We start from the raw sequence: 21,559 nt of genomic DNA, 5'->3' as shown, positions 1-21,559 counted from the left end.
TTTGAAGTGGAATTCTCGCGGATATACGTTGTTGGAAGCCTTGCTCGTTTTGATGATGATTTCCGCCATGTTGTTGATTACAGTGATTCCGTATCCAAAGATGCAAAAACAATTAGACAAACAAATGTTTATCACTCAGCTGCGAGCGGATATGGAAAGAGCGCAGATGTACGCATTGTCTCACCAAAAATCTGTATTTTTACGTTTTTATTCCTCGGAAAAATACGTTGCGTCTCTTTCTTCGCAAGAAATATTGTTTACCCGAAAAGTTCCGGAAGGATTTGAGTTTTTAAGGGGCGGGATGGACAGTATTACGTTTCTTCCCACCGGAAATACAAATCAGTTTGGCACCATTGCGATTAAATATGACCATCAAATCATTCAGTTCACCTTCTATATAGGAAAAGGAAGAATCAATGTCAAGGAAGAGTCGCTATAAACATTCAAAATAAAGATATGGGATTGAAAAGGAGAAAGCATGATATCGAAGAATGAAAAAGGTTTTACCTTGTTAGAAAGTTTATTGTCTTTAACCATCGTCGTGTTGTTGGCACAATGGTTGTTTCCACTGATGTTTCACATGGCAATCAAGCTGGAAAGCAGTTCGAAAGAAGGGACAGGGATGAGACTTTTGTACGAAGAGTTGCAGGAACATTTCGTCCAAATAAACGGGAATGCCCAAAGAAAGGAGGGGAATACCGATTATCAGCTCTATTGGGGAGAAAACGAAAAAAGTAAACAATTTGCTTGTGTACAAACGAGCGAAACGAAAAGGTGTCTGGAAGAACAGTAACGGTTTTACCATGATTGAAACATTACTTGCTTTTACTGTCTTTTTAGGGGTTGCCTCGCTGTTTCCTCTTTTTTATCAATCTTTGTATGAGTTTGACCGAACGATTCAACAAGGAAATAAAGAAGAATGGGATCTTTTCCTTATTCAATTGCGTCGAGAATTGCAATCCTCTTCTCAATGGAAACCGGATGAATCGCAACTGACCTTTTCAAACGCCGAAGGGACGGTATTGATTGAAAAATATCAAACGGTTTTGCGAAGAAGAGTGAATCAAACGGGACATGAAGTGATGCTTCAAAATGTGGATAATGCTCGTTTTTATTGGAAAGAAGGGTGTCTGAGACTCGACGTTCAATTTACGGATGGCGAGAGGAGAGAGGCGCGATTTTTCCCGCTATCGGCGCTCGCTGTAAAAAAAGGGGAGGAGAATGATGAATGAAAAAGGAGCTGTTTATCCGTATGTGCTTGTGTTTTTCATCATCTTACAGGCAGCCGTTGTATGGGGCACCGGTATTTATTTGTCCCGCTATCAAACATCGAAGGAATTGGGCGATTATTATGAGACAAAGGTGATGGAAACACTTGCTTTAAAGAAAATTTTAGCCAACGCCCCGGATATCGAGAGCGGTCCAAAGACGTATCCATATTCTGCAGGGAAAGTCGAATATACGACTAAGCCGTACGAGGATCCGCAATATGTGATTTTGCAATTGACCACGATCAAAGGAAATGGGGCTAGTTTTACATCCAGCTTCCTATATAATAAAAATAACGGAAAAATAGAGAAAGCGTTGAATTAAAGGGGAAGATAAAGATGAAACCGGTATTTCTCATCGGGTTTATGGGAGCAGGGAAAACAACCATCGGCCAAGCACTATGTGCCCGCCTAAACAAGCCCGTTTACGATACGGACCAAATGATAGAAAGAAAATACGGCAAAAGTATATCCCAAATATTTGAATTATACGGAGAACAAGAGTTTCGAAAAATGGAAACCGCTCTGCTCAAAGAAATAACAGAGAAAAGCGGCATTATAACGACAGGGGGCGGCATTATTTTAACGAATGAAAACCGGGAATGGATGAAAAAAACCGGTGATGTCATTTTTCTTCAATGCGATTTTTCTTCTTTGTGGGAAAGGCTGGAAGGAGATCATACACGTCCCCTAGTTTATCATCGAAAAAAAGATGAAGTGGAGTCATTGTACAAAAACCGCCTGCCTCTCTATCTGGAGAGCGCGACAATAACGATTGATACCACCGATAAAACGGTGGAAGAAACGGTCGATGAAATTATCCGTCGTTTAAATGGTTGATGGATTGGGCAAAATGAAGCCAAAAGGGAAAAGGCAGGTGTTTTGAATGACGGCGAATGATTTGGTGAAAGATATCGTCAAAACTTTCGTTGCTTACTTGAACCAGCCTCCATCAAAAAGAACTGAACGGCGCCGAACCAAAAAGCAATATCGCCCTCCGTTTCTATACCGATGGTTTGGGCAGATTCCATACGAACTCCTTTCTATATTAAAAAGGAAATAGAAAAGGAAAAATGAAAGCTGGTTTCCGGTAAGGGGACCGGCTTGATTGTTTTTCTTTACAAGAAACAACCTGTCAGCGCTGCCTTAAATAAAATATTCCTCCGTTAATGATATCAATGTTAATGCGCGGTTCGTATTGTTCGCGAAGCGCTTCTTTTTCAATCTGATAAGCATCCGGTTTTTCTTCTGTTTCTTCATAAAAATGATCGAGCAGCGCTAAATCCTCTTCCCATCTCTCAATAGCTCGAGCAGCCCATTCATGGCTCTCTTTCGATATTTTTTGCTCAATAAATCTTCTAATCCGATGGATTCCGCTCACTGGACTGATCATAGGGGTTAGGGTGAATGAGAAATCCGGGATTTTCGGTGTCATGGACAATGTTTTGACATAGTCGAAAAAATGTTCTTGTATTTGGCCATAAATTAAATTAATTCCATACGATCCAAAAATCTCCTTTTTCCGGTCTGCCTGATAAGAAATTTTTACATTTAAGCAAACCCATGGATGAAGGGGAATATGGCCGTGTGGTTTCTCTTCAGATTGTTCATATAAGCGAATAAATCCAGCTAATTTTTTCGTACATTGAAAAATTTGATGCAGTCGGGGGGAGCCGTAATGAATGATTTCTCCCTTTTCATTCGGCGCTTCGTTTTGATCCGTAATAAGCGCCAATTTCATTGGATTGGGGGCACCGCCGGTTTTTTCAATATAATGCCAATAAAAAGGCCGATTCATTAATTCTTTATCCATTTCTTTCGTTAATTGAACATGGAGGAATCCTTTTTTGTTTTCTAATATCGGGCATTTATTTGCTGTGAAAAAACGTTCAAGATATTGATGGATTTGCTTGTTTTCCATGCTTCCACTCCTCTTTTCCCATCGTTTGGGCCCATTGAATCATAGATGATAAATTGTCCATTTTTATTTTCATTTCCCCTTCGGATTTGGAATGGAGGAAGATGTCAGCGAATAATTCTTCTAGATTTCCCGCTTCAAAATGAGTCAAAATTTCATCTAACTCTCCGACAACTTGTTCAAACAAACGAATTTTTTCGTATAGCAATTTTAAAATATGCTCTTCGACCGTTCCTTTAATGGCAAAATTATAAATATGGACATCTTTGGTCTGTCCCAGCCGATGAACCCGGCCGATCCGCTGTTCCAAACGCATCGGATTCCATGGCAAATCAAAATTTATAATGTGATGGCAAAATTGCAAGTTGATTCCTTCCCCGCCTGCTTCCGTGGCGATCAATACTTGAGCGTGGTTTTGAAATAATTCTTTCATCCAATCTTTTTTGCCCCTTTTAAACCCGCCCCGGAAAGGAACAGAGGTGATACCGTGCTGTTTTAAAAACCATTGAAGATACATTTGAGTGGCTCTGTATTCCGTAAAAATAATGACTTTGTCATTGATGTTTTGTATGAGTTCAAGTGCTTTCTCTGCTTTGGCATTCGATTGGACTTCGTTGACAGCTTGAAGCAGCTCATTCATTTTTTCTGCGAAATAAGGAGAGAGGCCTTCATTTTTCTCCAGCATGTTTTTGATTGTGAAAAAGACCGCTTCTCTGCTGCTGCAAGCTTCTCTTTGAAGCGTCAATATGGAAATGGCGCTTTGCACAAAGTGGTCGTATTCTTCTTTTATGGTGGACAGCTGATCGTACAGCTTTCTTTCTGAATCAGAAAACTCAATCAAGATCGTTTGCACCTTACGTTTTGTCCATTCTATCCCTGTATCTTTTCTTCTGTTTCGGATCATGACCTTTTTCACCAATTCTCGTAAATGCACGCTGTTCTGTACAGAACGTTTATCTTTTTTAAAGCGCTCGAAAAAGACGCTTTCATTCCCTAAATGTCCCGGTTTCAACAAAGATACGAGATGAAAGAGTTCATCGATTCGATTTTGAACGGGGGTTGCCGTTAGCAGCAGGCAAAATTTTTTCTTTAAGTTTTGTACAAATTCATAGTTTTTGGTCTTGGGATTTTTAAGTTTATGGGCTTCATCGATAATGACGAAATCATAGTTTTGTTCGTAAATGATCGATCGATGCGGATCGCGTTTGGCCGTATCAATGGAGGTCACAACGACATCGCACTGTTCCCATACATAACTTTTTTTTTGAGCAACGGCCGGAATCAGAAATTTGGTGTTCAATTCATGTGTCCACTGCGATACGAGTGAAGCGGGAACGAGAATAAGCACTTTTTTGGCGAGACCTCGAATCATATACTCTTTTAAAACCAGACCGGCCTCAATCGTTTTCCCCAGACCCACTTCATCTGCCAATATAGCTTTTCCGTTCATTTCTTCAATTACTTGCTGCGCTGCCTCAAGTTGATGAGGAAGAGGGGTAAGATGAGGCAAAAATTTAGGAGCGACCAAGCCTGTAAAGTCAGGAATAATCATATCTTTTTCCATTTCAACGGCTAATTGAAATAGATCCCAATGTCCCCATGGACCGTCCTGTTCGAGTTTGGATGCGAATTCTTGCGACCATCGTTCATCAAATAGAATTTTTAATTCCATATAAGTCATCTCCTTTCAAAAAAAGATTGCTGGAATGGCCTCCTTAATGGTAGGATAAAACCAAAGAAAGTTTAGAAAGTTTTTTATTACAAAATTAGTCCGACAAGTGTGCTAGAGATCATTTCTGTTTTGATTTTCCTAGTATGCCCAAATTTCAATTAAATATCGGCGAATGAAAACAGGGGGAGAGACTGCTTTATGCAGCGCCGAAGGAGCAAGCAGAAGTGCGAATCTCTCAGGCAAAAGAACTCCTGTTGGACGCACCTCTGGAGAGTGTTCCATTTGGAGCCACCAAAGAAGACAACATTTTTGGAAACTTTCAGGTTTAAGGACAGAGAACTCAACTAAACGGGAGTTCTCTGTCTTTTTCTGTTTCACGATCTATGAAATAGGGGGAGAGATATGGAACGTTTAAAAAGGACGGCCCTTTTCCACTTGTACAAAGAATATGGGGCTAAAACGATTGATTTTGGCGGATGGGAGATGCCTGTGCAGTTTACAAGTATAAAGGAAGAACATAGTGCGGTAAGGGAAAGAGCCGGATTATTCGATGTATCCCATATGGGGGAAATTGTCGTAAAAGGGGATGACAGCGAAAAGTTTCTTCAAAAAATGGTAACGAACGATGTTTCCCGTTTAAAGTCAGGCAGGGCCATGTATACAGCCATGTGTTACGAGAACGGCGGGACAGTAGATGATCTTCTGATTTACAAGCTGGATGAAAAAGAATATTTGCTGGTTGTCAATGCTGCCAATACGGAAAGTGATTTTCAATGGCTGAAGGGCCATCTGGAAGGAGACGTAATGGTCGAAAATGAATCGGAGCATTGGGGACAGCTGGCGATTCAAGGACCGTTGGCGGAAAAAGTTTTACAAAAATTAGTGGATATCGATCTTTCTAAGCTAAAAGCTTTTACGTTTCAAACGAATGTGGATATCCAAGGTTCAAAGGCGCTGGTTTCCCGGACAGGATATACGGGAGAAGACGGGTTTGAAATTTATTGCCGCGCCAGCGATTCCCCTGATATTTGGAATCATCTTTTAGAGGCAGGAAAAGAAGAAAAGGTGCTTCCTTGTGGATTAGGCGCAAGAGATACGCTCCGATTTGAAGCTTGCTTGCCGTTGTATGGTCAGGAGCTGTCGGCTGATATCACTCCGATTGAGGCCGGCATCGGGTTTGTTGTAAAACTCCATAAAGACGAGTTTATCGGAAAAGAAGCGTTAAACATTCAAAAAGAAAGAGGGACACAACGAAAAATAGTCGGTTTGGAAATGATCGATAGAGGAATCCCTCGAAATGGATATCCTGTTTTTTCGGATGATCAGCCAATAGGATATATCACATCCGGCACGCAATCGCCGACATTAAAGAAAAATATCGGGCTTGCTCTTCTAAAGAGTGAATTTGCCCATCTTGACTGCGAGGTTCAAGTGGAAATTCGCCAACGAAAGCTGGCGGCCAAGGTAGTCGAAACACCTTTTTATAAGCGTTCGAAATAGAGAAGGGGGAGGAGAATGGAATGAAGCATCGTTATTTGCCTATGACAGAAACGGATCAACAAGAAATGCTGAAAGCCATCGGTGTGGAGTCGGTGGACGAACTTTTTCGTGATATACCGGAAAAAGTGCGATTCCAAGGTGAGTACAATATTAAAAAAGCGTCACCAGAATCGACGTTGAAAAAGGAATTGACCCAGCTTTCCCGTAGAAATGCGAACACAAAAGAGTATATATCCTTCTTAGGAGCGGGTGTTTACGATCATTACATTCCCGCGATTGTCGATCATGTTCTTTCACGCTCTGAATTTTATACCGCCTATACACCTTATCAGCCGGAAATTTCTCAAGGGGAATTGCAGGCCATATTCGAATTTCAAACAATGATCTGTGAATTAACAGGAATGGATGTAGCCAACTCTTCGATGTATGACGGGGCGACGGCTCTTGCTGAGGCGGCGCTGCTTTCCGCTGCCCAAACGAGACGCAATAAAGTACTGATTTCTTCCGCCGTTCATCCGGAATCAAAAGAAGTTCTGAAAACGTATGCGAAAGGACGCCGGCTTGAAGTGGTGGAAATCGCGGCGACTCAAGGTACGACGGACGTACAAGAGTTAGCCAATCAAATCGATTCGAATACTGCGGCGGTCATTGTTCAGTATCCGAATTTTTTGGGCAGAGTCGAACCGCTCGCTGAACTGGCGGATATCGCTCATTCCGAAAAGGCGATGTTTGTTGTTTCCGCCAATCCGCTTGCTCTTGGGGTTTTAGAGCCGCCTGGAAAATTTGGGGCAGACATTGTGGTCGGCGACTGCCAGCCTTTTGGAATTCCTGCAGCATTTGGGGGACCGCATTGCGGCTATTTTGCCGTCACAGAAAAATTGATGCGGAAAATCCCCGGAAGGTTAGTGGGGCAAACGGTAGATGAAGATGGCAAAAGAGGATTTGTGTTGACTCTCCAAGCGCGGGAACAGCATATCCGCCGCGATAAAGCGACATCCAATATTTGTTCCAACCAAGCTTTAAACGCTTTAGCAGCTAGCGTAGCGATGACGGCTCTTGGCAAAAAAGGATTAAGAGAAATGGCGGAACAAAACGTGCAAAAAGCTTATTATGCGAAAAAACAGCTTCAGAAAAATGGCGCCATCGTCGCTTTTGACGGACCCTCTTTCAATGAATTTGTCATTCGTTTAAATAAACCGGTGAAGGACGTAAATAAGCGGCTTTTTCAAAAAAAGATAATCGGCGGGTACGATTTAGGAAAAATGGATTCAATGCTTCAAAATCATATGCTGATTGCGGTAACGGAACTTCGCACAAAAGAAGAAATTGATTTATTGGTCAAAGAATTGGGGGGATTATGATGAACAAAACGGATCAGCCTCTTATTTTTGAAATTTCCAAGTCTGGCCGCATCGGATACAGTTTGCCGGAGCTGGATGTCCCTAAGGTTGACGTGGCGGATATTCTTCCAACGCAATATATAAGGCAGGAAGAGCCGGATTTGCCGGAAGTATCTGAGTTGGAAATTATGCGTCACTACACGGCTCTTTCCAAACGGAACCACGGTGTTGATTCCGGGTTTTATCCGCTCGGTTCCTGTACGATGAAATATAATCCCAAAATAAATGAAGATGTCGCCCGTTTGGAAGGCTTTCGTCATATTCATCCGCTGCAGGACGAAGAAACCGTTCAAGGTTCATTGGAGTTGATGTACGATCTCCAGGAACATTTAAAAGAAATAACAGGAATGGATGAAGTGACTTTGCAGCCGGCTGCCGGAGCACACGGCGAATGGACAGGTCTTATGATGATTCGCGCCTATCACGAAGCGCGAGGCGATGACAAACGGACGAAAGTGATCATCCCTGATTCCGCTCACGGTACCAATCCCGCATCGGCGACCATTGCCGGATTTGATACCATTACGGTAAAATCGAACGAACAAGGTCTTGTCGATTTGGAAGATCTACGGAGAGTAGCGGGGGAAGATACAGCGGCCTTAATGCTGACGAATCCGAATACGTTAGGGCTCTTTGAGGAGAATATTCTTGAAATCGCTGAAATCATCCATCAAGTCGGAGGAAAGCTTTATTATGACGGCGCTAATTTAAATGCCGTTCTTTCAAAGGCGCGTCCGGGTGATATGGGCTTTGATGTAGTCCATTTGAATCTTCACAAAACTTTCACAGGACCGCATGGGGGAGGCGGCCCCGGTTCTGGACCTGTCGGTGTGAAAAAGGAATTAATCCCTTATTTGCCGAAGCCCGTATTAACAAAAAAAGATGGGATCTTTGTTTGGGATGAGGACCGCCCACATTCTATCGGCAGAGTGAAACCGTATTACGGCAATTTCGGTATTCTTGTTCGCGCTTATACGTATATTCGTTCCATGGGGCCGGACGGTTTAAAAGCGGTAAGCGAAAATGCCGTCATTAATGCCAACTATATGATGAGAAAGCTGGCTCCATATTACGAACTGCCATATGACCGGCATTGTAAACATGAATTTGTGCTAAGCGGAAAACGCCAGAAAAAATTGGGCGTTCGGACATTGGACATTGCGAAACGGCTGCTGGATTTTGGCTTTCATCCCCCGACCATTTATTTTCCGCTCAATGTGGAAGAATGTCTGATGATCGAACCGACGGAAACGGAATCGAAGGAAACGCTGGACTCTTTTATTGAAGCGATGATTCAAATTGCGAAAGAAGCGGAAGAACAGCCGGAAATCGTCCAAGAAGCTCCTCATACCACTGTGATCCGCCGCTTGGATGAAACGGCCGCTGCCCGAAAGCCGATTTTGCGATTTAAACGATCATAACGGTTGATGGAGTTTTCGCATTTCCATCCTTCCTTATCAAGGAAGGATGGAAATCAGGAAGACTGCCTACAAGCGACGAATGGACAGAAAAAAGAACGAAACCATGGAAAATGGTTGAACATAAAATAAGTCCGATCGTTTGCAGAAAAAAGAGACTGGTTCAAGAAAAAGGAATATTCGGCCTATTTGCTGCGAACTCCCTTTTCCCGTCCAGTCTTTTTCATGATGTTCGTTTAAAATGACGAAATTTCGTTATTTTCCGGTTTTGATTTTCCCCGTCCATTTTTTGAAGCCGCCTTCTAACTGATAAAGTTGACGGTAACCGTGCCGGTATAGATATTGTGCAGCTCGTCCGCTTCTTAAACCGCTTTGACAATAAAGATACACCGGTTTGTCCGGACGGATTTCCTTCATTCTCATTTTGATTTGTGTGAGAGGAATGTTGCGGGCTCCCAGGATGTGACCGGCTTCAAATTCATTCGGTTCCCTGACGTCGATCAGTTGCGCTTTTCTGTAGCCGGCTTTAAATTCATCTTCTTTTAATGTTTTGACAACTCTTTTTTGTGTAAAATACACTAAGAGAAAATAAATAAGAACAACTACGATAATCGTGGCTAGCGTATACAGCAAGTTTATAGCTCCTTTCCCTTAAGATGCACTAATATTTATTATAGTCATCACTGTTCTTTTAATCAAAATCTTTTCTATGATTTTTTATGCAGAATTCTTTCTTTGTGTTTTCACGGATCGTTTGATAGACTAGAGAAGGAAATTTTCAGGTTAAAGAGGGTGAATGGAATGGAAAAAAAAGAAGTGTGGAAATTTATTGATTCCGGTAAATGTTCGCCTTCTTTCAATATGGCCCTTGATGAAGCTCTTTTGGATTGGCACAGCAAAGGAGACATTCCTCCTGTGATCCGCTTTTACGGCTGGAATCCACCGACGTTATCGATCGGTTATTTTCAAAAAGTGGAAAAAGAAATCGATCTGGAAGCTGTTAAAAAACACGGCTTAGGATTTGTACGTCGCCCTACAGGCGGAAGAGGTGTTTTGCATGAACATGAACTTACATACAGTGTCATTGTAACGGAAGAGCATCCGCGCATGCCGAAAACCGTAACGGAAGCTTACAGGGTGATTTCCGAAGGAATCCTTAAAGGGTTCCAATACCTTGGTTTAGACGCTTATTTTGCCATCCCCCATACGGAAGAAGAAAAAAACAAATTAAAGGATCCGCGTTCTTCTGTTTGTTTTGATGCCCCAAGTTGGTATGAACTAGTAGTGGAAGGACGGAAAGTGGCAGGAAGTGCTCAAACAAGGCAAAAAGGAGTCATTCTGCAGCACGGTTCCATTTTGCTTGATTTGGACGAAGAGAAACTTTTCAGTTTGTTTCGCTATCCGAGTGAAAGAGTAAAAGAACGGATGATGAAATCGTTCAAAAACAAAGCGGTGGCCATTAATGAAATCAGTGCAAATCCTGTTACCATTGAAATGGCAAAGGAAGCTTTTAAAAAAGGATTTGAAGATGGCTTAAATATCCAATTGGAACCATACGAGCTGTCCGAACAGGAAAAGGCGTTTGTGGAAAAATTAGCCAAAGAAAAATACGAATCGGATGAATGGAATTTCAGACGTTAGCTACTGGGGAGAAAGCGGAGACCGCATCCGCTTTTTCTCTTTTTTCGTTGCCGTGCCTTCTTTTTGCTGGAGGGCAGTGGTGATACATGTTGCCTTTCATTCTGCAAGTTTCAGAAATGATCATTTTTCGGCAATTATGGTTGTTTTCCCCTAAATATCTCTATTCTCCCAACGAAACCATCTTTTTTTTTCGCTTGACAAAAAAGCGAATATAAATCAATATATAGTAATAGTGGAAGGTCAATAGCACAATATATTGTGCGGTTCGTTTTTGTGAGTATAATATATGGCTTGGGTTTGTCCAAATGAAGAAACGTTTAAAGCTAGAAAAGGAGTTGTCGATATGTCTGTTGCGTTGAATAAAAACATGACGATTAACAAGGAACGGTTAAACAAGGATATACAGCTTTTCCCTCAGGTTCATCCCATTACGAATGACATGAAAATCACCTTTAAAGGTGTATCCCGGCTGGTCATGATCGATCGATATTCGTTTAAAGATACAGAGAAAATTACTTTGGCAGAAGGGGATTTTGTCGTTTTAACGGTGAAAGAGGATCCAAAATTTCCGGCCCGCGGATTAGGGTATATCGTCGGGATTGATTGGGAAGCCAAAAAGGCAGATGTATGGATTGAAGAGGAATACCGAAGTGCCATTGACGATCCGAAAGAATTGGAAACAGGTATCGTTCGTCGGCCGCTCAACGTCATTGAAAAACCTCTGGAAGTCTATTATGAACAAATCGCAAAGAGAAACGCAACAGGCCTAGCCTCCGTTGAAAAAACGGAAGAAAAAAGAAAAGAATGGTTTGAAAAATTTTATCGCGAGCTCGTCAGTTTGAATTTTGTTCCGGCTGGACGTGTGCTGTACGGAGCGGGATCCGGAAAGGATGTTACTTATTTCAACTGCTATGTGATGCCGTTTGTAAAGGACTCCCGTGAAGGCATCTCCGAACATCGCAAACAAGTAATGGAAATTATGTCGCGAGGCGGTGGGGTCGGAACGAACGGATCAACGCTTCGTCCTCGTCATGCATTGGCAAGAGGGGTAAATGGAAAATCATCAGGATCCGTTTCTTGGCTGGATGATATTGCTAAATTAACCCACCTGGTGGAACAAGGCGGTTCAAGACGTGGAGCTCAAATGATTATGCTGGCAGACTGGCATCCTGATATTGTGGAATTTATTATATCCAAAATGCAAAATCCGCGTATTTTGCGTTTCTTAATTGAAAATTCAAACGACGAACAAATTAAAAAGGCTGCGAGCGACAAACTGAAATTCACACCGCTTACTGAACTGGAAAAAGCGATGTATCAAGGGATTCTCAATTATAAAAACATTCCGGGACAAGGCGGTTTTGGCGAAAAAATTATTCAAGAAGCCGAAGAAAAGCTTCGTACAGGTGGAGTATATTCTGTCCATAATCCGGACTTTTTGACGGGAGCGAATATTTCGGTCTGCTTAACGAAGGAATTTATGGAAGCAGTCGAAAAAGATGAAGAATATGAACTCCGTTTTCCGGCTGTGGAATCTTACGATGAAAAAGAAATGGAAATTTACAATAACGAATGGCACAAAGTCGGAGATGTGCGCGAATGGGAGAAAATGGGCCACAAAGTGAAAACATACCGTAAAATTCGTGCACGTGAATTATGGAACTTAATCAACATTTGTGCTACATACTCTGCAGAGCCGGGCATTTTCTTTATTGACAATGCTAATGAAATGACGAACGCGGTAAGCTACGGACAAAAAATAGTGGCAACCAATCCGTGTGGTGAACAGCCGCTGGCTCCGTATTCTGTGTGCAACTTGGCAGCAGTCAACCTTGCCGAAATGGTGGATAAAGAAAACAAGACGGTTGATTTTGAAAAATTAAAACAGACGGTGGAAGTGGGCGTTCGCATGCAAGACAATGTCATCGATGCCACTCCTTACTTCCTGGAAGAGAACCGAAAACAAGCCCTCGGCGAACGTCGTATCGGTTTAGGCGTGATGGGCCTGGCGGATTTGCTGATCTACTGCGAGAAAGAGTACGGTTCGGAAGAAGGCAACAAGCTGGTTGACCGGGTATTTGAAACGATTGCAACGACGGCTTACAGAACATCGATTGAATTGGCGAAAGAAAAAGGAAGCTTCCCATATTTGGTAGGAGAAACGGAAGAAGAAACGAATAAGCTTCGCGAGTCCTTTATTCAATCCGGTTATATGAAAAAAATGCCGGAAGATATCCGTCAAGATATTTTGAAATACGGAATTCGCAATTCTCATTTATTAACGGTGGCGCCGACTGGATCCACAGGAACGATGGTGGGCGTATCCACAGGATTGGAACCGTATTTCTCCTTTACTTACTACCGCAGCGGCCGGTTAGGAAAATTTATCGAGGTAAAAGCGGATATAGTACAAGAATATTTGGATCAACATCCAGAAGCTGATCCGGATCATCTGCCGCACTGGTTTGTAACGGCGATGGATTTGTCTCCGGAAGCTCATGCCGATGTACAATGTGTGATTCAACGCTGGGTAGACAGCTCGATTTCCAAAACGGTCAACGCTCCTCGCGGTTATACGGTTGAACAAGTGCAGAAAGTGTACGAGCGTCTCTATAAAGGCGGGGCAAAAGGCGGAACCGTTTATGTTGACGGAAGCCGTGATTCACAAGTATTAACGTTAAAAGCAGAAGAAAACCATCCAGAGGAAGAGCCGATTGTGAATGATGCGGAAAAATCGGAACAACATGTCGTCATACTAGATACGATTCAAGATGTTCGTTCAACATCTGTGAAAATAGGCAACGAAGTCGGCGATACATGCCCTATCTGCCGCAAAGGGACGATTGAAGAAATCGGCGGCTGCAATACTTGTACAAACTGCGGTGCACAATTAAAATGTGGACTATAAAATAAAATTTCTGCTGTTTTTCAGAGAAATCTCTTTCTAAGAGGCTGATTCGCATTTAGAGTCAGCCTCGTTTTTTATATCCGGAAGTTCTAATTGTCGTGCCCCATTCTTAAACATATAAAAGAAAGTTTGCATCGAAGGAGGGGCCGTATGAAAATCGATGGGGTTTTTTCCGGAGGGGGAATAAGAGGTTTTGCGTTAATTGGCGCTTATCAAGAACTGGAAGAGAAAGGATATCAATTTATCAGGCTTGCGGGTACAAGCGCCGGTTCGATCATTGCCGGTTTTATAGCGGCCGGTTATAGAAGCAGCGAAATTTACCAATTAATAGATGAAGTGGACTTGAAGGATTTGTTGGACGATTCTCCACGATACTTTCCGGCATTTTTAAATTGGCTAAAAGTCTATTGGAAATTAGGACTTTATAAAGGAGATTCATTAGAAGCATGGTTAAGCGAAAAATTGGCGCAAAAAGGTGTTCGGACATTTGCTGATTTACCTCCCGAGACACTGAGAGTCGTCGCTTCCGATTTGACAAACGGCCAGTTAATCGTTTTGCCGGATGATCTTCAGCCCTACGGCATTTCGCCTGAGAATTTTTCCGTCGCTCGAGCGATTCGCATGAGCTGTTCGCTCCCTTATTTTTTTCAGCCGGCAAAGCTTAAAACAGCTAAGGGAACAGCGTTGATCGCGGATGGTGGCATTTTGAGCAACTTTCCCATGTGGATTTTCGGCCAGGAGGGTAGAAAACGTCCGGTGATCGGGATTAAGCTGGTTCCGCGAGATTCCGATATTCAGGAAAAAAACATTCATAATGCCATTGAGTTGTTTAGCGCCCTTTTTAAAACGATGAAAGATGCTCACGATGCCCGTTATATATCCCGTAAACTGGAGAAAAATATTGTATTTATTAAAACGAATGGAATTAGTTTGACGGAGTTTGAATTAAATGATAATGAAAAACGCGTCCTTGTGGAATTAGGACGCGAACAAACTCGGCGGTTTTTAAAAAACTGGAGCTATGGTTAATGGAAGCGAGCCAAGGGTTAAGCTCGTTTTTTCTTTTTCCCTTTTTTTCCTTCGATGACGGTCAGATGGACGTCGTTTCTTCTGCGAATCGGTTTTCTTTTTTGGGTAGAAAGTCGGGATGATTGACGTTTCCTGATTCTTTTCTTGGATTTTTTAGCTGCTCTTAAAAATGCTTGCTGGTCTTTGCGTACCGGCTTTTTGATTCCCATTCTGTAGACGATATACAGAAGACTTGCAACAAAGATTAAAAACAGGATTCGCTTTCCCAGTGCATTAGGAGAGCCTGCAAAGAAAGACAATAACCCGATGGCGGCAAGACCCGTGATTAAAAAGAAAACGAAAGTGCGAATCTTCAAGAAACCCACCTCCCTGCCAGGCATGAAATTCATTGTCGATGGATGATCTATTGATAGTTTAGACAATTTTCTGTTCTTTTAATCTTTTTTCTTCCATCATTTCCAAACGGAGTAGTTCGTTAAAGGAAGCGATGGCCACTTCTACTTGATCATCACTCGGTTCTTTTGTCGTCAGCAATTGAAGCCATAAGCCAGGATAGCCTAAATATTTTAATATCGGCACTGTTCGCAGTTTGTTGGTGATCTGCAGCATTTCAAAAGACAGACCCAGCACAACAGGTATCAGAGCAATCCGGTTTACTACTCTCAGCCAAAGAGGGTGAACCGGAACAAACATATATACAAATATTCCGACAATTACGGTAAAAAGAAGAAAACTGCTGCCGCAGCGATAATGCAAGCGCGACTGAGATTGAACATTTTCAACGGTTAAATCGAGACCATTTTCAAAGGCATTGATCACTTTATGCTCTGCTCCGTGATATTGCAACACTTTTTTTACAAGGGGAGTCAACGAAATAAAATGAATATATGCTAGAAGCAGTAGAAGTTTAAACATACCTTCTATGAAAATTTGAGTCAAATCTCCGGGAAAAATGGGACGGGTGAATTCTGCCAAAAACACGGGCACAAGGGTGAAGACAAATTTGGCAAACAGAAAAGACAGAATACCGACGATCGCTGCATTTAAGGCCATCGTCCATTTTTTTGTTTCTTTTTTTGGAGCTTCATCATCCATGTCTTTTTCCCAATTGGATTCATACAGATCGGAAGAAAATTGGAGATGTTTTGAGCCGGTGGCGGTTGCGATGATGATGGCCGCGATACCCCGCAGCAATGGGATGTTTTTGATTTTTTGAAAGATCGGTTTTTGTTCTCGAGGAAGGCGGTAAAACTCCATTTCACCGTCTTTTTTCCTGACAGCGGTGACCGTAAAGTGTCTACCCCCAAACATCACTCCTTCGATTACGGCTTGGCCTCCATATAAAGGCTTTGTTTGTTTCAATGGAATCCCTCGCTCATCGTAAACTTTTGTTATCCCTATTTTAACTTTCTTTTCTGAATAAGGAAAGGTCTGCACGAAAGGACGAAAAAGTTTTTTTAGATAGGGCATATTAAAAGAGGACTTCAATAGAAGAGGCTTCGTGGTGAAGGAGGAAATAGCTTTGGTCTTGAATCATGCGTGTTTAGGAACTTCACGATGATAAATAATCCTTCCAAACGACTTACAGATAGGTTAGCGAATTCATTTTGGTCATTATTCACAAAATAATCAAGGGAATATGTCAGATGCAAGTAAGGTGAGAATCTTTATGATGAAGCGAAACGTTCACGTCAAATGGAGGTGAGCAACATGGACGGAAATGCAAATGGAAAGAATCAATCAGAACACAGTCAGCCAACGATGTCAATGTTTGCATATGTGGCCGTTACAGGCTTTTTTGGAGGATTGTTATGGAGTTTTGTGGCTTATTTTGCCTACTGGTTTCATTTTACCACGATTGAACCGAATGTTTTGCTGGAACCGTTTACTGTAGGAAAATGGCGGGAAACATGGATTGGTTTTTTCATGACATTGTTCGCTTATGGAATCGTTTCGATTCTAGCGGCCTTTATCTACTATCTTTGCTTCAAAAAAATAAAATCTATGTGGATGGGAGTAGGATATGGGATTGCCTTGTTTTTGGTTGTCATATTTATTTTCAACCCAATTTTTCCCGGCATAAAACATTGGAAACACATTTCTTTTCATACTTATGTGACAAGTCTTTGTCTCTATTCGCTTTATGGCTTATTTGTCGGATTTTCCATTTCTTATCAATATGGAGAAGTATATGGTCAATATTATAAAAAGCTTCAAAAACAAGAAAATCAATAATAGGTCATAGTTAAAAGCTTCCTGTTTATTATACGCTCTCCCCCAACGGAAAAGTGTGGTCTTTCAGAGAAGGCTAATGAAAGATATGGGATATTTGTGATAAAATGTTTTAAAGAAATCTTTTTCAATAAGGTGGTCGCTGTGCATATACTTTTATTAAACGGCCCGAACTTAAATCGTTTAGGAAAACGAGAACCGGCGATTTATGGAACCGAAACATTGGATTCCATTGAGAAAAGAGTTCGGGAAAAAGGAAAAGAGTTTGGAGCAGAGGTGGTTTGTTTCCAATCTAACTATGAAGGGGCCCTGATTGACCGCATTCATCAAGCAGAAGACGAAGGGATAGAAGGCGTCATTTTCAATCCAGGGGCTTTTACGCATTACAGCTATGCGCTAAGAGATGCAATAGCTTCCGTTCAAGTCCCGGTGATAGAAGTTCATTTGTCAAACATACATCGACGTGAATCCTTTCGACACCATTCTGTCATCGCTCCCGAAGTCATTGGTCAAATTGTCGGATTGGGGGCACTGGGTTATGAGTTGGCGCTTCAAGCCATTATTCAGTACATACAGGGGAGAGAATCTTAATGGAAAAAATCAAAAGACTTCGTGAACAATTTGCTCAAGCCGGTATTGATGGGATGCTAGTGACAAGCCCCTTTAATCGACGCTATATGACAAATTTCACCGGAACGAGCGGAGTAGCGCTTATTTCTGAGGAAAAAGCTTTATTTATTACCGATTTTCGCTACGTGGAACAAGCAGGGAATCAGGCAAAAGGATATGAAATTGTCCAACATGCCGTTCCCATTCATGAAGAAGTGGCGAAACAGGCTGAAAAGCTAGGCATTCAAAAATTAGGCTTTGAAAAAGATTACTTAACCTTTTCCAATTATCAAGACTATCAGAAAGCTTTTAAAGGCGAGCTAGTTCCTGTCGGTGATATCATCGAAAACTTGCGCTTGATTAAGAGCGAATCAGAGATTAAGATATTAAAGGAAGCTGCCGATATTGCCGATGCTGCGTTTAAACATATTTTGGACTTTATCAAACCGGGAATCACTGAGCTTGAAGTCGCCAATGAACTTGAGTTCTTTATGAGAAAGTGCGGGGCAACTTCTTCTTCGTTTGATACGATCGTTGCTTCAGGAAAAAGATCCGCTTTGCCGCACGGAGTGGCCAGCGATAAAATCATCGAAAAAGGGGACTTAGTCACTCTTGACTATGGAGCCCTTTACAAAGGATATGTTTCCGATATTACTCGCACGGTAGCCGTTGGCGAGCCTTCCGACGATTTGAAAAACATTTATCAAATTGTTCTCGAGGCTCAATTGTTGGCGGTGGAAAAAATAAAACCGGGAATGACCGGGAAAGAAGCAGACGCGATTGCGAGAAACTACATAGCAGAAAAAGGTTTCGGCGATCGATTTGGCCATTCTCTTGGTCATGGAATTGGATTGGAAGTTCATGAAAAGCCTTTATTGTCTATGCGTTCGGATATTGTGCTGCAGCCGGGAATGGTTGTAACGGTTGAACCGGGGATCTATGTGCCCGGTCTTGGCGGAGTCCGCATTGAAGACGATACGATTATCACGAGCAGCGGCAATGAAACGATCACGCATTCAACAAAAGAATTGATTATTTTGTAAATTACAGGAGGAAGCCATACATGATTTCAGTAAATGATTTTCGAACAGGTTTGACGATTGAAGTTGATGGAGAAATTTGGCGCGTACTGGATTTCCAGCACGTGAAACCGGGTAAAGGAGCGGCATTCGTTCGTTCGAAGCTGCGCAACTTGCGCACAGGCGCCATTCAAGAAAAAACGTTTCGCGCCGGCGAAAAAGTAGAAAGAGCACAAATTGATAATCGAAAAATGCAATACTTGTATGCAAACGGCGATCAACACGTTTTCATGGATAATGAAACATACGAACAAATCGAATTAAGCAGCTCCCAAATCGAGTACGAATTAAAATTCTTAAAAGAAAATATGGAAGTTTTCATTATGATGTATCAAGGAGAAACAATCGGTGTGGAACTTCCGAATACAGTGGAATTGACGGTCGTGGAAACGGAACCAGGAGTTAAAGGAGATACAGCATCAGGCGGTACAAAACCAGCAACGCTTGAAACAGGGCTTGTCGTACAAGTTCCGTTCTTTGTAAATGAAGGCGACAAACTCGTTATTAACACATCAGACGGCTCATACGTTTCAAGAGCGTAATCATACTACATTTTAAGTTGAAGGAAGCCAGATCAAGATCCTTTTATGGATTTTGATCTGGCTTCTTTTTTTCCTGCTTTTGGATTTGGGTGAAATGAAGTCATACTTCCTTCGATCGAAAATATATTTGTAGTAGAGGGGGCTTGTACTAGGAGGAATGAATGTGGAAGAAATTTTTGATTATTTGCCAAAGACAATTGCGGATGAAATGAAGCGACTGCCCGACAACTATTGGATGAAAGTGGAAGAAATCCGTATGAGAATTGGTCGTCCGCTTGAGATCGCTGTCAAGGGACGCCCCCTGTTTCTTTCTCATGTTGTCACGAAAGAGGACGGGGAAACGTTTATGAGTAAAATAAGCCACCATTCTTTTTATACGCTGGAAGAAGAATTGAAACGGGGGTACATTACCATCGAAGGAGGGCATCGAGTGGGGCTGGCGGGAAAAGTCATCCTTGAAAATGGACAAGTCAAGGGATTGCGCCATTTGTCCTCTTTTAATATAAGAATTGCCCGGGAGATCATAGGGATTTCACGTCCTCTTATCCCTTTTTTATTTGAAAAAGGATGGAAACATACGATGATTATCGGGGCTCCCCAGACAGGAAAAACGACTCTTCTCCGTGATATCGCCAGAGTCGTTTCGACCGGTTGTGACCAATTGAATATTCCACCCTTAAAAGTAGGAATTGTCGATGAACGTTCCGAAATCGCCGGCTGTATGTTTGGGATTCCTCAGCTTTCCTTTGGACCAAGAGTGGATGTGTTGGATGCATGTCCAAAAGCGGAAGGCATGATGATGATGATTCGTTCGATGAGTCCGGATGTTTTAGTAGTAGATGAAATCGGGCGGGAAGAGGATCGAATGGCTGTGCTGGAAGCGGTCAATGCAGGGGTAAAGCTTGTCATGACGACACACGGAGATTCTCTTGAAGAGATTCAAAAACGCCCTCTTCTTGCTGATATTGTCAATCGGCAATTAATCGAAAGGTATGTGGAACTGACACGAGAAAAAGGTCCCGGTACTATTTCCGTCATTAGAGGAGAAAAAGGGCAACGGCTGTCCCGCCAAATGAGGGTGGAAAAAGGATGAAATGGATTGGTGCCATCTTGATTCTGGGGTCCGCTTGCTGGTTCGGATTCGAACAAGCAAAACAATTAGCCGATCGGACGAAGCAATTGAAAATGATGATCGCGGCGTTGCAGTCGTTGGAGGCGGAAATTATGTACGGGCATACCCCTTTGCATGAAGCAGCGAGAAAAATCGGTCATCAGTTCGGATTCCCTGTCTCCCAGTTGTTCCTTACTTTTGCAGAAACGATTTTATCGACAGAAATTTCAGTCGATGAAGCATGGAAAAACAGTCTCCATTTTATCAGAAATAAGGCAGCCTTTAAGCGGCCGGAATATGAAATTATAGAACAATTTGGCGGATCGTTAGGCAAACATGACCTTCTGACCCAGCAGAAGCACATTCTTCTGACCCTTGCCCATTTGCAAAGAGAAGAGGAAGAAGCGCGGGAAAATCAAAAAAAATACGAAAAAATGTACAAAAGTTTAAGCATTTTAGTAGGGCTGCTTTTGGTCCTTTTGCTTTTCTAAAACCAGGGGGAATCGTACATGGGGATAGATGTGGATATTATTTTTAAAATCGCCGGTGTCGGACTCGTTGTCGCCTTCTTGCATACGATTTTGGACCAAGTAGGAAAAAAAGAGTATGCCCAGTGGGTTACATTATTTGGATTTATCTATATTTTGTTTGTTGTTGCCACCATCGTTGGGGATTTGTTTGAAAAAATCAAATCTGTATTTTTGTTTCAGTAGAAAAGGGGGAGAGGAAGATTGACATAATCAAAATTGCGGGGATCGCGCTTATTACAGTATTTTTAACTCTCCTCTTAAAAGAACAAAAGCCCAATTTTGCTGTGTTGCTTGTTCTATTTGTCAGTGTTGGAATTTTTTTGTTTTTAATCGATCAAATTCAATCCATTATTCAAATGATTCGTGAAATTGCTTCCAAAACAGACATCAACATGGTGTATGTGGAGACGATTTTGAAAATTATCGGGATCGCCTATATTGCCGAACTGGCTTCTCAAATATCAAAGGATGCGGGACTTTCGTCTCTGGCATCAAAGGTGGAATTAGCAGGAAAAATCTTGATATTGGCCATGGCTGTTCCTATTTTATCAGTCCTGCTCGAGACGATTATTTCTTTAATTCCGGCAAAATAAAAATCAATATTCATCGTCGACCATTACTCAAGAGGAAAAACGTCATCTTACTTTTAACCTGAATGCGTTATCCGGGACTTTTGTTCCGGTCGAGGAAAGCAGGACAGAG

General features: G+C 42.0%; 25 protein-coding genes and 2 riboswitches. Of the genes, 20 read left to right on the top strand and 5 right to left on the bottom strand.

Annotated elements, in window-relative coordinates:
- Position 1 precedes the first annotated feature (1 nt).
- From comGD to BSM4216_RS17360, 6 genes are read left to right on the top strand one after another with little or no spacing between them, the layout of a single operon-like run.
- Positions 2-439 carry a competence type IV pilus minor pilin ComGD gene (comGD, locus tag BSM4216_RS10435; RefSeq protein WP_048623680.1) on the top strand — a complete coding sequence of 146 codons (438 nt, stop codon included), beginning with the start codon at positions 2-4 and terminating at the stop codon, positions 437-439.
- Between the two features lie 39 nt (positions 440-478).
- Positions 479-793, top strand: coding sequence for a prepilin-type N-terminal cleavage/methylation domain-containing protein (locus tag BSM4216_RS16760; RefSeq protein ID WP_048623679.1), 315 nt, complete (start codon positions 479-481; stop codon positions 791-793).
- A 10-nt stretch (positions 794-803) separates the two neighbouring features.
- Entirely contained in the window at positions 804-1,232 is a 429-nt protein-coding gene (gene comGF, locus BSM4216_RS10425) for a competence type IV pilus minor pilin ComGF (protein ID WP_048623678.1), read from the top strand.
- Positions 1,225-1,593, top strand: coding sequence for a competence type IV pilus minor pilin ComGG (locus BSM4216_RS10420; protein ID WP_048623677.1), 369 nt, complete (start codon positions 1,225-1,227; stop codon positions 1,591-1,593). Before comGF ends, BSM4216_RS10420 begins: the two co-directional genes overlap by 8 nt.
- A 14-nt stretch (positions 1,594-1,607) precedes the next feature.
- Positions 1,608-2,108, top strand: coding sequence for a shikimate kinase (locus BSM4216_RS10415; protein WP_048623676.1), 501 nt, complete (start codon positions 1,608-1,610; stop codon positions 2,106-2,108).
- A 46-nt stretch (positions 2,109-2,154) separates the two neighbouring features.
- A complete protein-coding gene (locus BSM4216_RS17360) occupies positions 2,155-2,331 on the top strand; it encodes a YqzE family protein (protein ID WP_082142312.1) in 177 nt (58 codons plus the stop codon).
- A gap of 72 nt (positions 2,332-2,403) precedes the next feature.
- On the opposite strand, the gene BSM4216_RS10410 is transcribed toward BSM4216_RS17360, so the two are convergent.
- Entirely contained in the window at positions 2,404-3,189 is a 786-nt protein-coding gene (locus BSM4216_RS10410) for a YqhG family protein (RefSeq protein ID WP_003355322.1), read from the bottom strand.
- Complete coding sequence (locus BSM4216_RS10405) at positions 3,158-4,858, bottom strand: DEAD/DEAH box helicase (RefSeq protein WP_048623675.1); 1,701 nt, start codon at positions 4,856-4,858, stop codon at positions 3,158-3,160. The genes BSM4216_RS10410 and BSM4216_RS10405 overlap by 32 nt, the downstream gene beginning before the upstream one ends.
- A 172-nt stretch (positions 4,859-5,030) precedes the next feature.
- Positions 5,031-5,119, top strand: a riboswitch (glycine riboswitch).
- A gap of 3 nt (positions 5,120-5,122) precedes the next feature.
- Positions 5,123-5,195: riboswitch (glycine riboswitch) on the top strand.
- A gap of 65 nt (positions 5,196-5,260) precedes the next feature.
- Here BSM4216_RS10405 and gcvT point away from each other — a divergent pair.
- The 3 genes from gcvT to gcvPB are packed head-to-tail and all read left to right on the top strand — an operon-like array spanning position 5,261 to position 9,179.
- The gene (gene gcvT / locus BSM4216_RS10400; protein ID WP_048623674.1) at positions 5,261-6,358 is read left to right on the top strand and encodes a glycine cleavage system aminomethyltransferase GcvT; all 1,098 of its coding nucleotides are present in this window, start codon (positions 5,261-5,263) and stop codon (positions 6,356-6,358) included.
- Between the two features lie 20 nt (positions 6,359-6,378).
- Positions 6,379-7,719 carry an aminomethyl-transferring glycine dehydrogenase subunit GcvPA gene (gene gcvPA, locus BSM4216_RS10395; RefSeq protein ID WP_048623673.1) on the top strand — a complete coding sequence of 447 codons (1,341 nt, stop codon included), beginning with the start codon at positions 6,379-6,381 and terminating at the stop codon, positions 7,717-7,719.
- Positions 7,719-9,179, top strand: coding sequence for an aminomethyl-transferring glycine dehydrogenase subunit GcvPB (gene gcvPB, locus BSM4216_RS10390; RefSeq protein WP_003355318.1), 1,461 nt, complete (start codon positions 7,719-7,721; stop codon positions 9,177-9,179). Before gcvPA ends, gcvPB begins: the two co-directional genes overlap by 1 nt.
- A 252-nt stretch (positions 9,180-9,431) precedes the next feature.
- Here the strand turns inward: gcvPB and BSM4216_RS10385 are convergent, their stop codons facing one another.
- On the bottom strand, positions 9,432-9,809 hold the full coding sequence (locus BSM4216_RS10385) for a rhodanese-like domain-containing protein (RefSeq protein WP_048623672.1): 378 nt from the start codon (positions 9,807-9,809) through the stop codon (positions 9,432-9,434).
- Between the two features lie 168 nt (positions 9,810-9,977).
- On the opposite strand from BSM4216_RS10385, the gene BSM4216_RS10380 reads away from it, so the two are divergent.
- From BSM4216_RS10380 to BSM4216_RS10370, 3 genes are all read left to right on the top strand, one after another.
- Entirely contained in the window at positions 9,978-10,817 is an 840-nt protein-coding gene (locus tag BSM4216_RS10380; protein WP_048623671.1) for a lipoate--protein ligase family protein, read from the top strand.
- A 343-nt stretch (positions 10,818-11,160) separates the two neighbouring features.
- Positions 11,161-13,725, top strand: coding sequence for a vitamin B12-dependent ribonucleotide reductase (locus BSM4216_RS10375; RefSeq protein ID WP_048623670.1), 2,565 nt, complete (start codon positions 11,161-11,163; stop codon positions 13,723-13,725).
- Between the two features lie 150 nt (positions 13,726-13,875).
- Positions 13,876-14,754 (top strand): patatin-like phospholipase family protein, encoded by an 879-nt coding sequence (locus tag BSM4216_RS10370; RefSeq protein WP_048623669.1) that lies wholly within the window; start codon positions 13,876-13,878, stop codon positions 14,752-14,754.
- Positions 14,755-14,771: 17 nt separating this feature from the next.
- Here the strand turns inward: BSM4216_RS10370 and BSM4216_RS10365 are convergent, their stop codons facing one another.
- Both BSM4216_RS10365 and BSM4216_RS10360 read right to left on the bottom strand, forming a co-directional pair.
- On the bottom strand, positions 14,772-15,110 hold the full coding sequence (locus BSM4216_RS10365) for an SA1362 family protein (protein WP_048623668.1): 339 nt from the start codon (positions 15,108-15,110) through the stop codon (positions 14,772-14,774).
- A gap of 58 nt (positions 15,111-15,168) precedes the next feature.
- Positions 15,169-16,065, bottom strand: coding sequence for a DUF1385 domain-containing protein (locus BSM4216_RS10360; RefSeq protein WP_048624494.1), 897 nt, complete (start codon positions 16,063-16,065; stop codon positions 15,169-15,171).
- Positions 16,066-16,464: 399 nt separating this feature from the next.
- On the opposite strand from BSM4216_RS10360, the gene BSM4216_RS10355 reads away from it, so the two are divergent.
- From BSM4216_RS10355 to spoIIIAD, 8 genes are all read left to right on the top strand, one after another.
- Complete coding sequence (locus BSM4216_RS10355) at positions 16,465-16,989, top strand: YqhR family membrane protein (protein ID WP_048623667.1); 525 nt, start codon at positions 16,465-16,467, stop codon at positions 16,987-16,989.
- Between the two features lie 141 nt (positions 16,990-17,130).
- Complete coding sequence (gene aroQ / locus BSM4216_RS10350) at positions 17,131-17,577, top strand: type II 3-dehydroquinate dehydratase (protein ID WP_048623666.1); 447 nt, start codon at positions 17,131-17,133, stop codon at positions 17,575-17,577.
- Positions 17,577-18,638, top strand: a complete 1,062-nt coding sequence (locus BSM4216_RS10345) for a M24 family metallopeptidase (protein ID WP_048623665.1) — start codon at positions 17,577-17,579, stop codon at positions 18,636-18,638. The genes aroQ and BSM4216_RS10345 overlap by 1 nt, the downstream gene beginning before the upstream one ends.
- A gap of 20 nt (positions 18,639-18,658) precedes the next feature.
- Positions 18,659-19,216 carry an elongation factor P gene (gene efp, locus BSM4216_RS10340; protein ID WP_003355307.1) on the top strand — a complete coding sequence of 186 codons (558 nt, stop codon included), beginning with the start codon at positions 18,659-18,661 and terminating at the stop codon, positions 19,214-19,216.
- A 163-nt stretch (positions 19,217-19,379) separates the two neighbouring features.
- A complete protein-coding gene (gene spoIIIAA / locus BSM4216_RS10335) occupies positions 19,380-20,309 on the top strand; it encodes a stage III sporulation protein AA (RefSeq protein WP_048623664.1) in 930 nt (309 codons plus the stop codon).
- Positions 20,306-20,818, top strand: a complete 513-nt coding sequence (gene spoIIIAB, locus BSM4216_RS10330; RefSeq protein WP_003355305.1) for a stage III sporulation protein SpoIIIAB — start codon at positions 20,306-20,308, stop codon at positions 20,816-20,818. The genes spoIIIAA and spoIIIAB overlap by 4 nt, the downstream gene beginning before the upstream one ends.
- 18 nt (positions 20,819-20,836) lie before the next feature.
- A complete protein-coding gene (spoIIIAC, locus tag BSM4216_RS10325) occupies positions 20,837-21,040 on the top strand; it encodes a stage III sporulation protein AC (RefSeq protein WP_003355303.1) in 204 nt (67 codons plus the stop codon).
- A gap of 26 nt (positions 21,041-21,066) precedes the next feature.
- Positions 21,067-21,450, top strand: a complete 384-nt coding sequence (spoIIIAD, locus tag BSM4216_RS10320; RefSeq protein ID WP_082142310.1) for a stage III sporulation protein AD — start codon at positions 21,067-21,069, stop codon at positions 21,448-21,450.
- The last annotated feature ends 109 nt before the right edge of the window (positions 21,451-21,559 follow it).

Source organism: Bacillus smithii (genome assembly GCF_001050115.1).
Taxonomy (GTDB): Bacteria; Bacillota; Bacilli; order Bacillales; family DSM-4216; genus Bacillus_O; species Bacillus_O smithii.
This window is presented reverse-complemented; position numbering and strand designations above follow the sequence as displayed.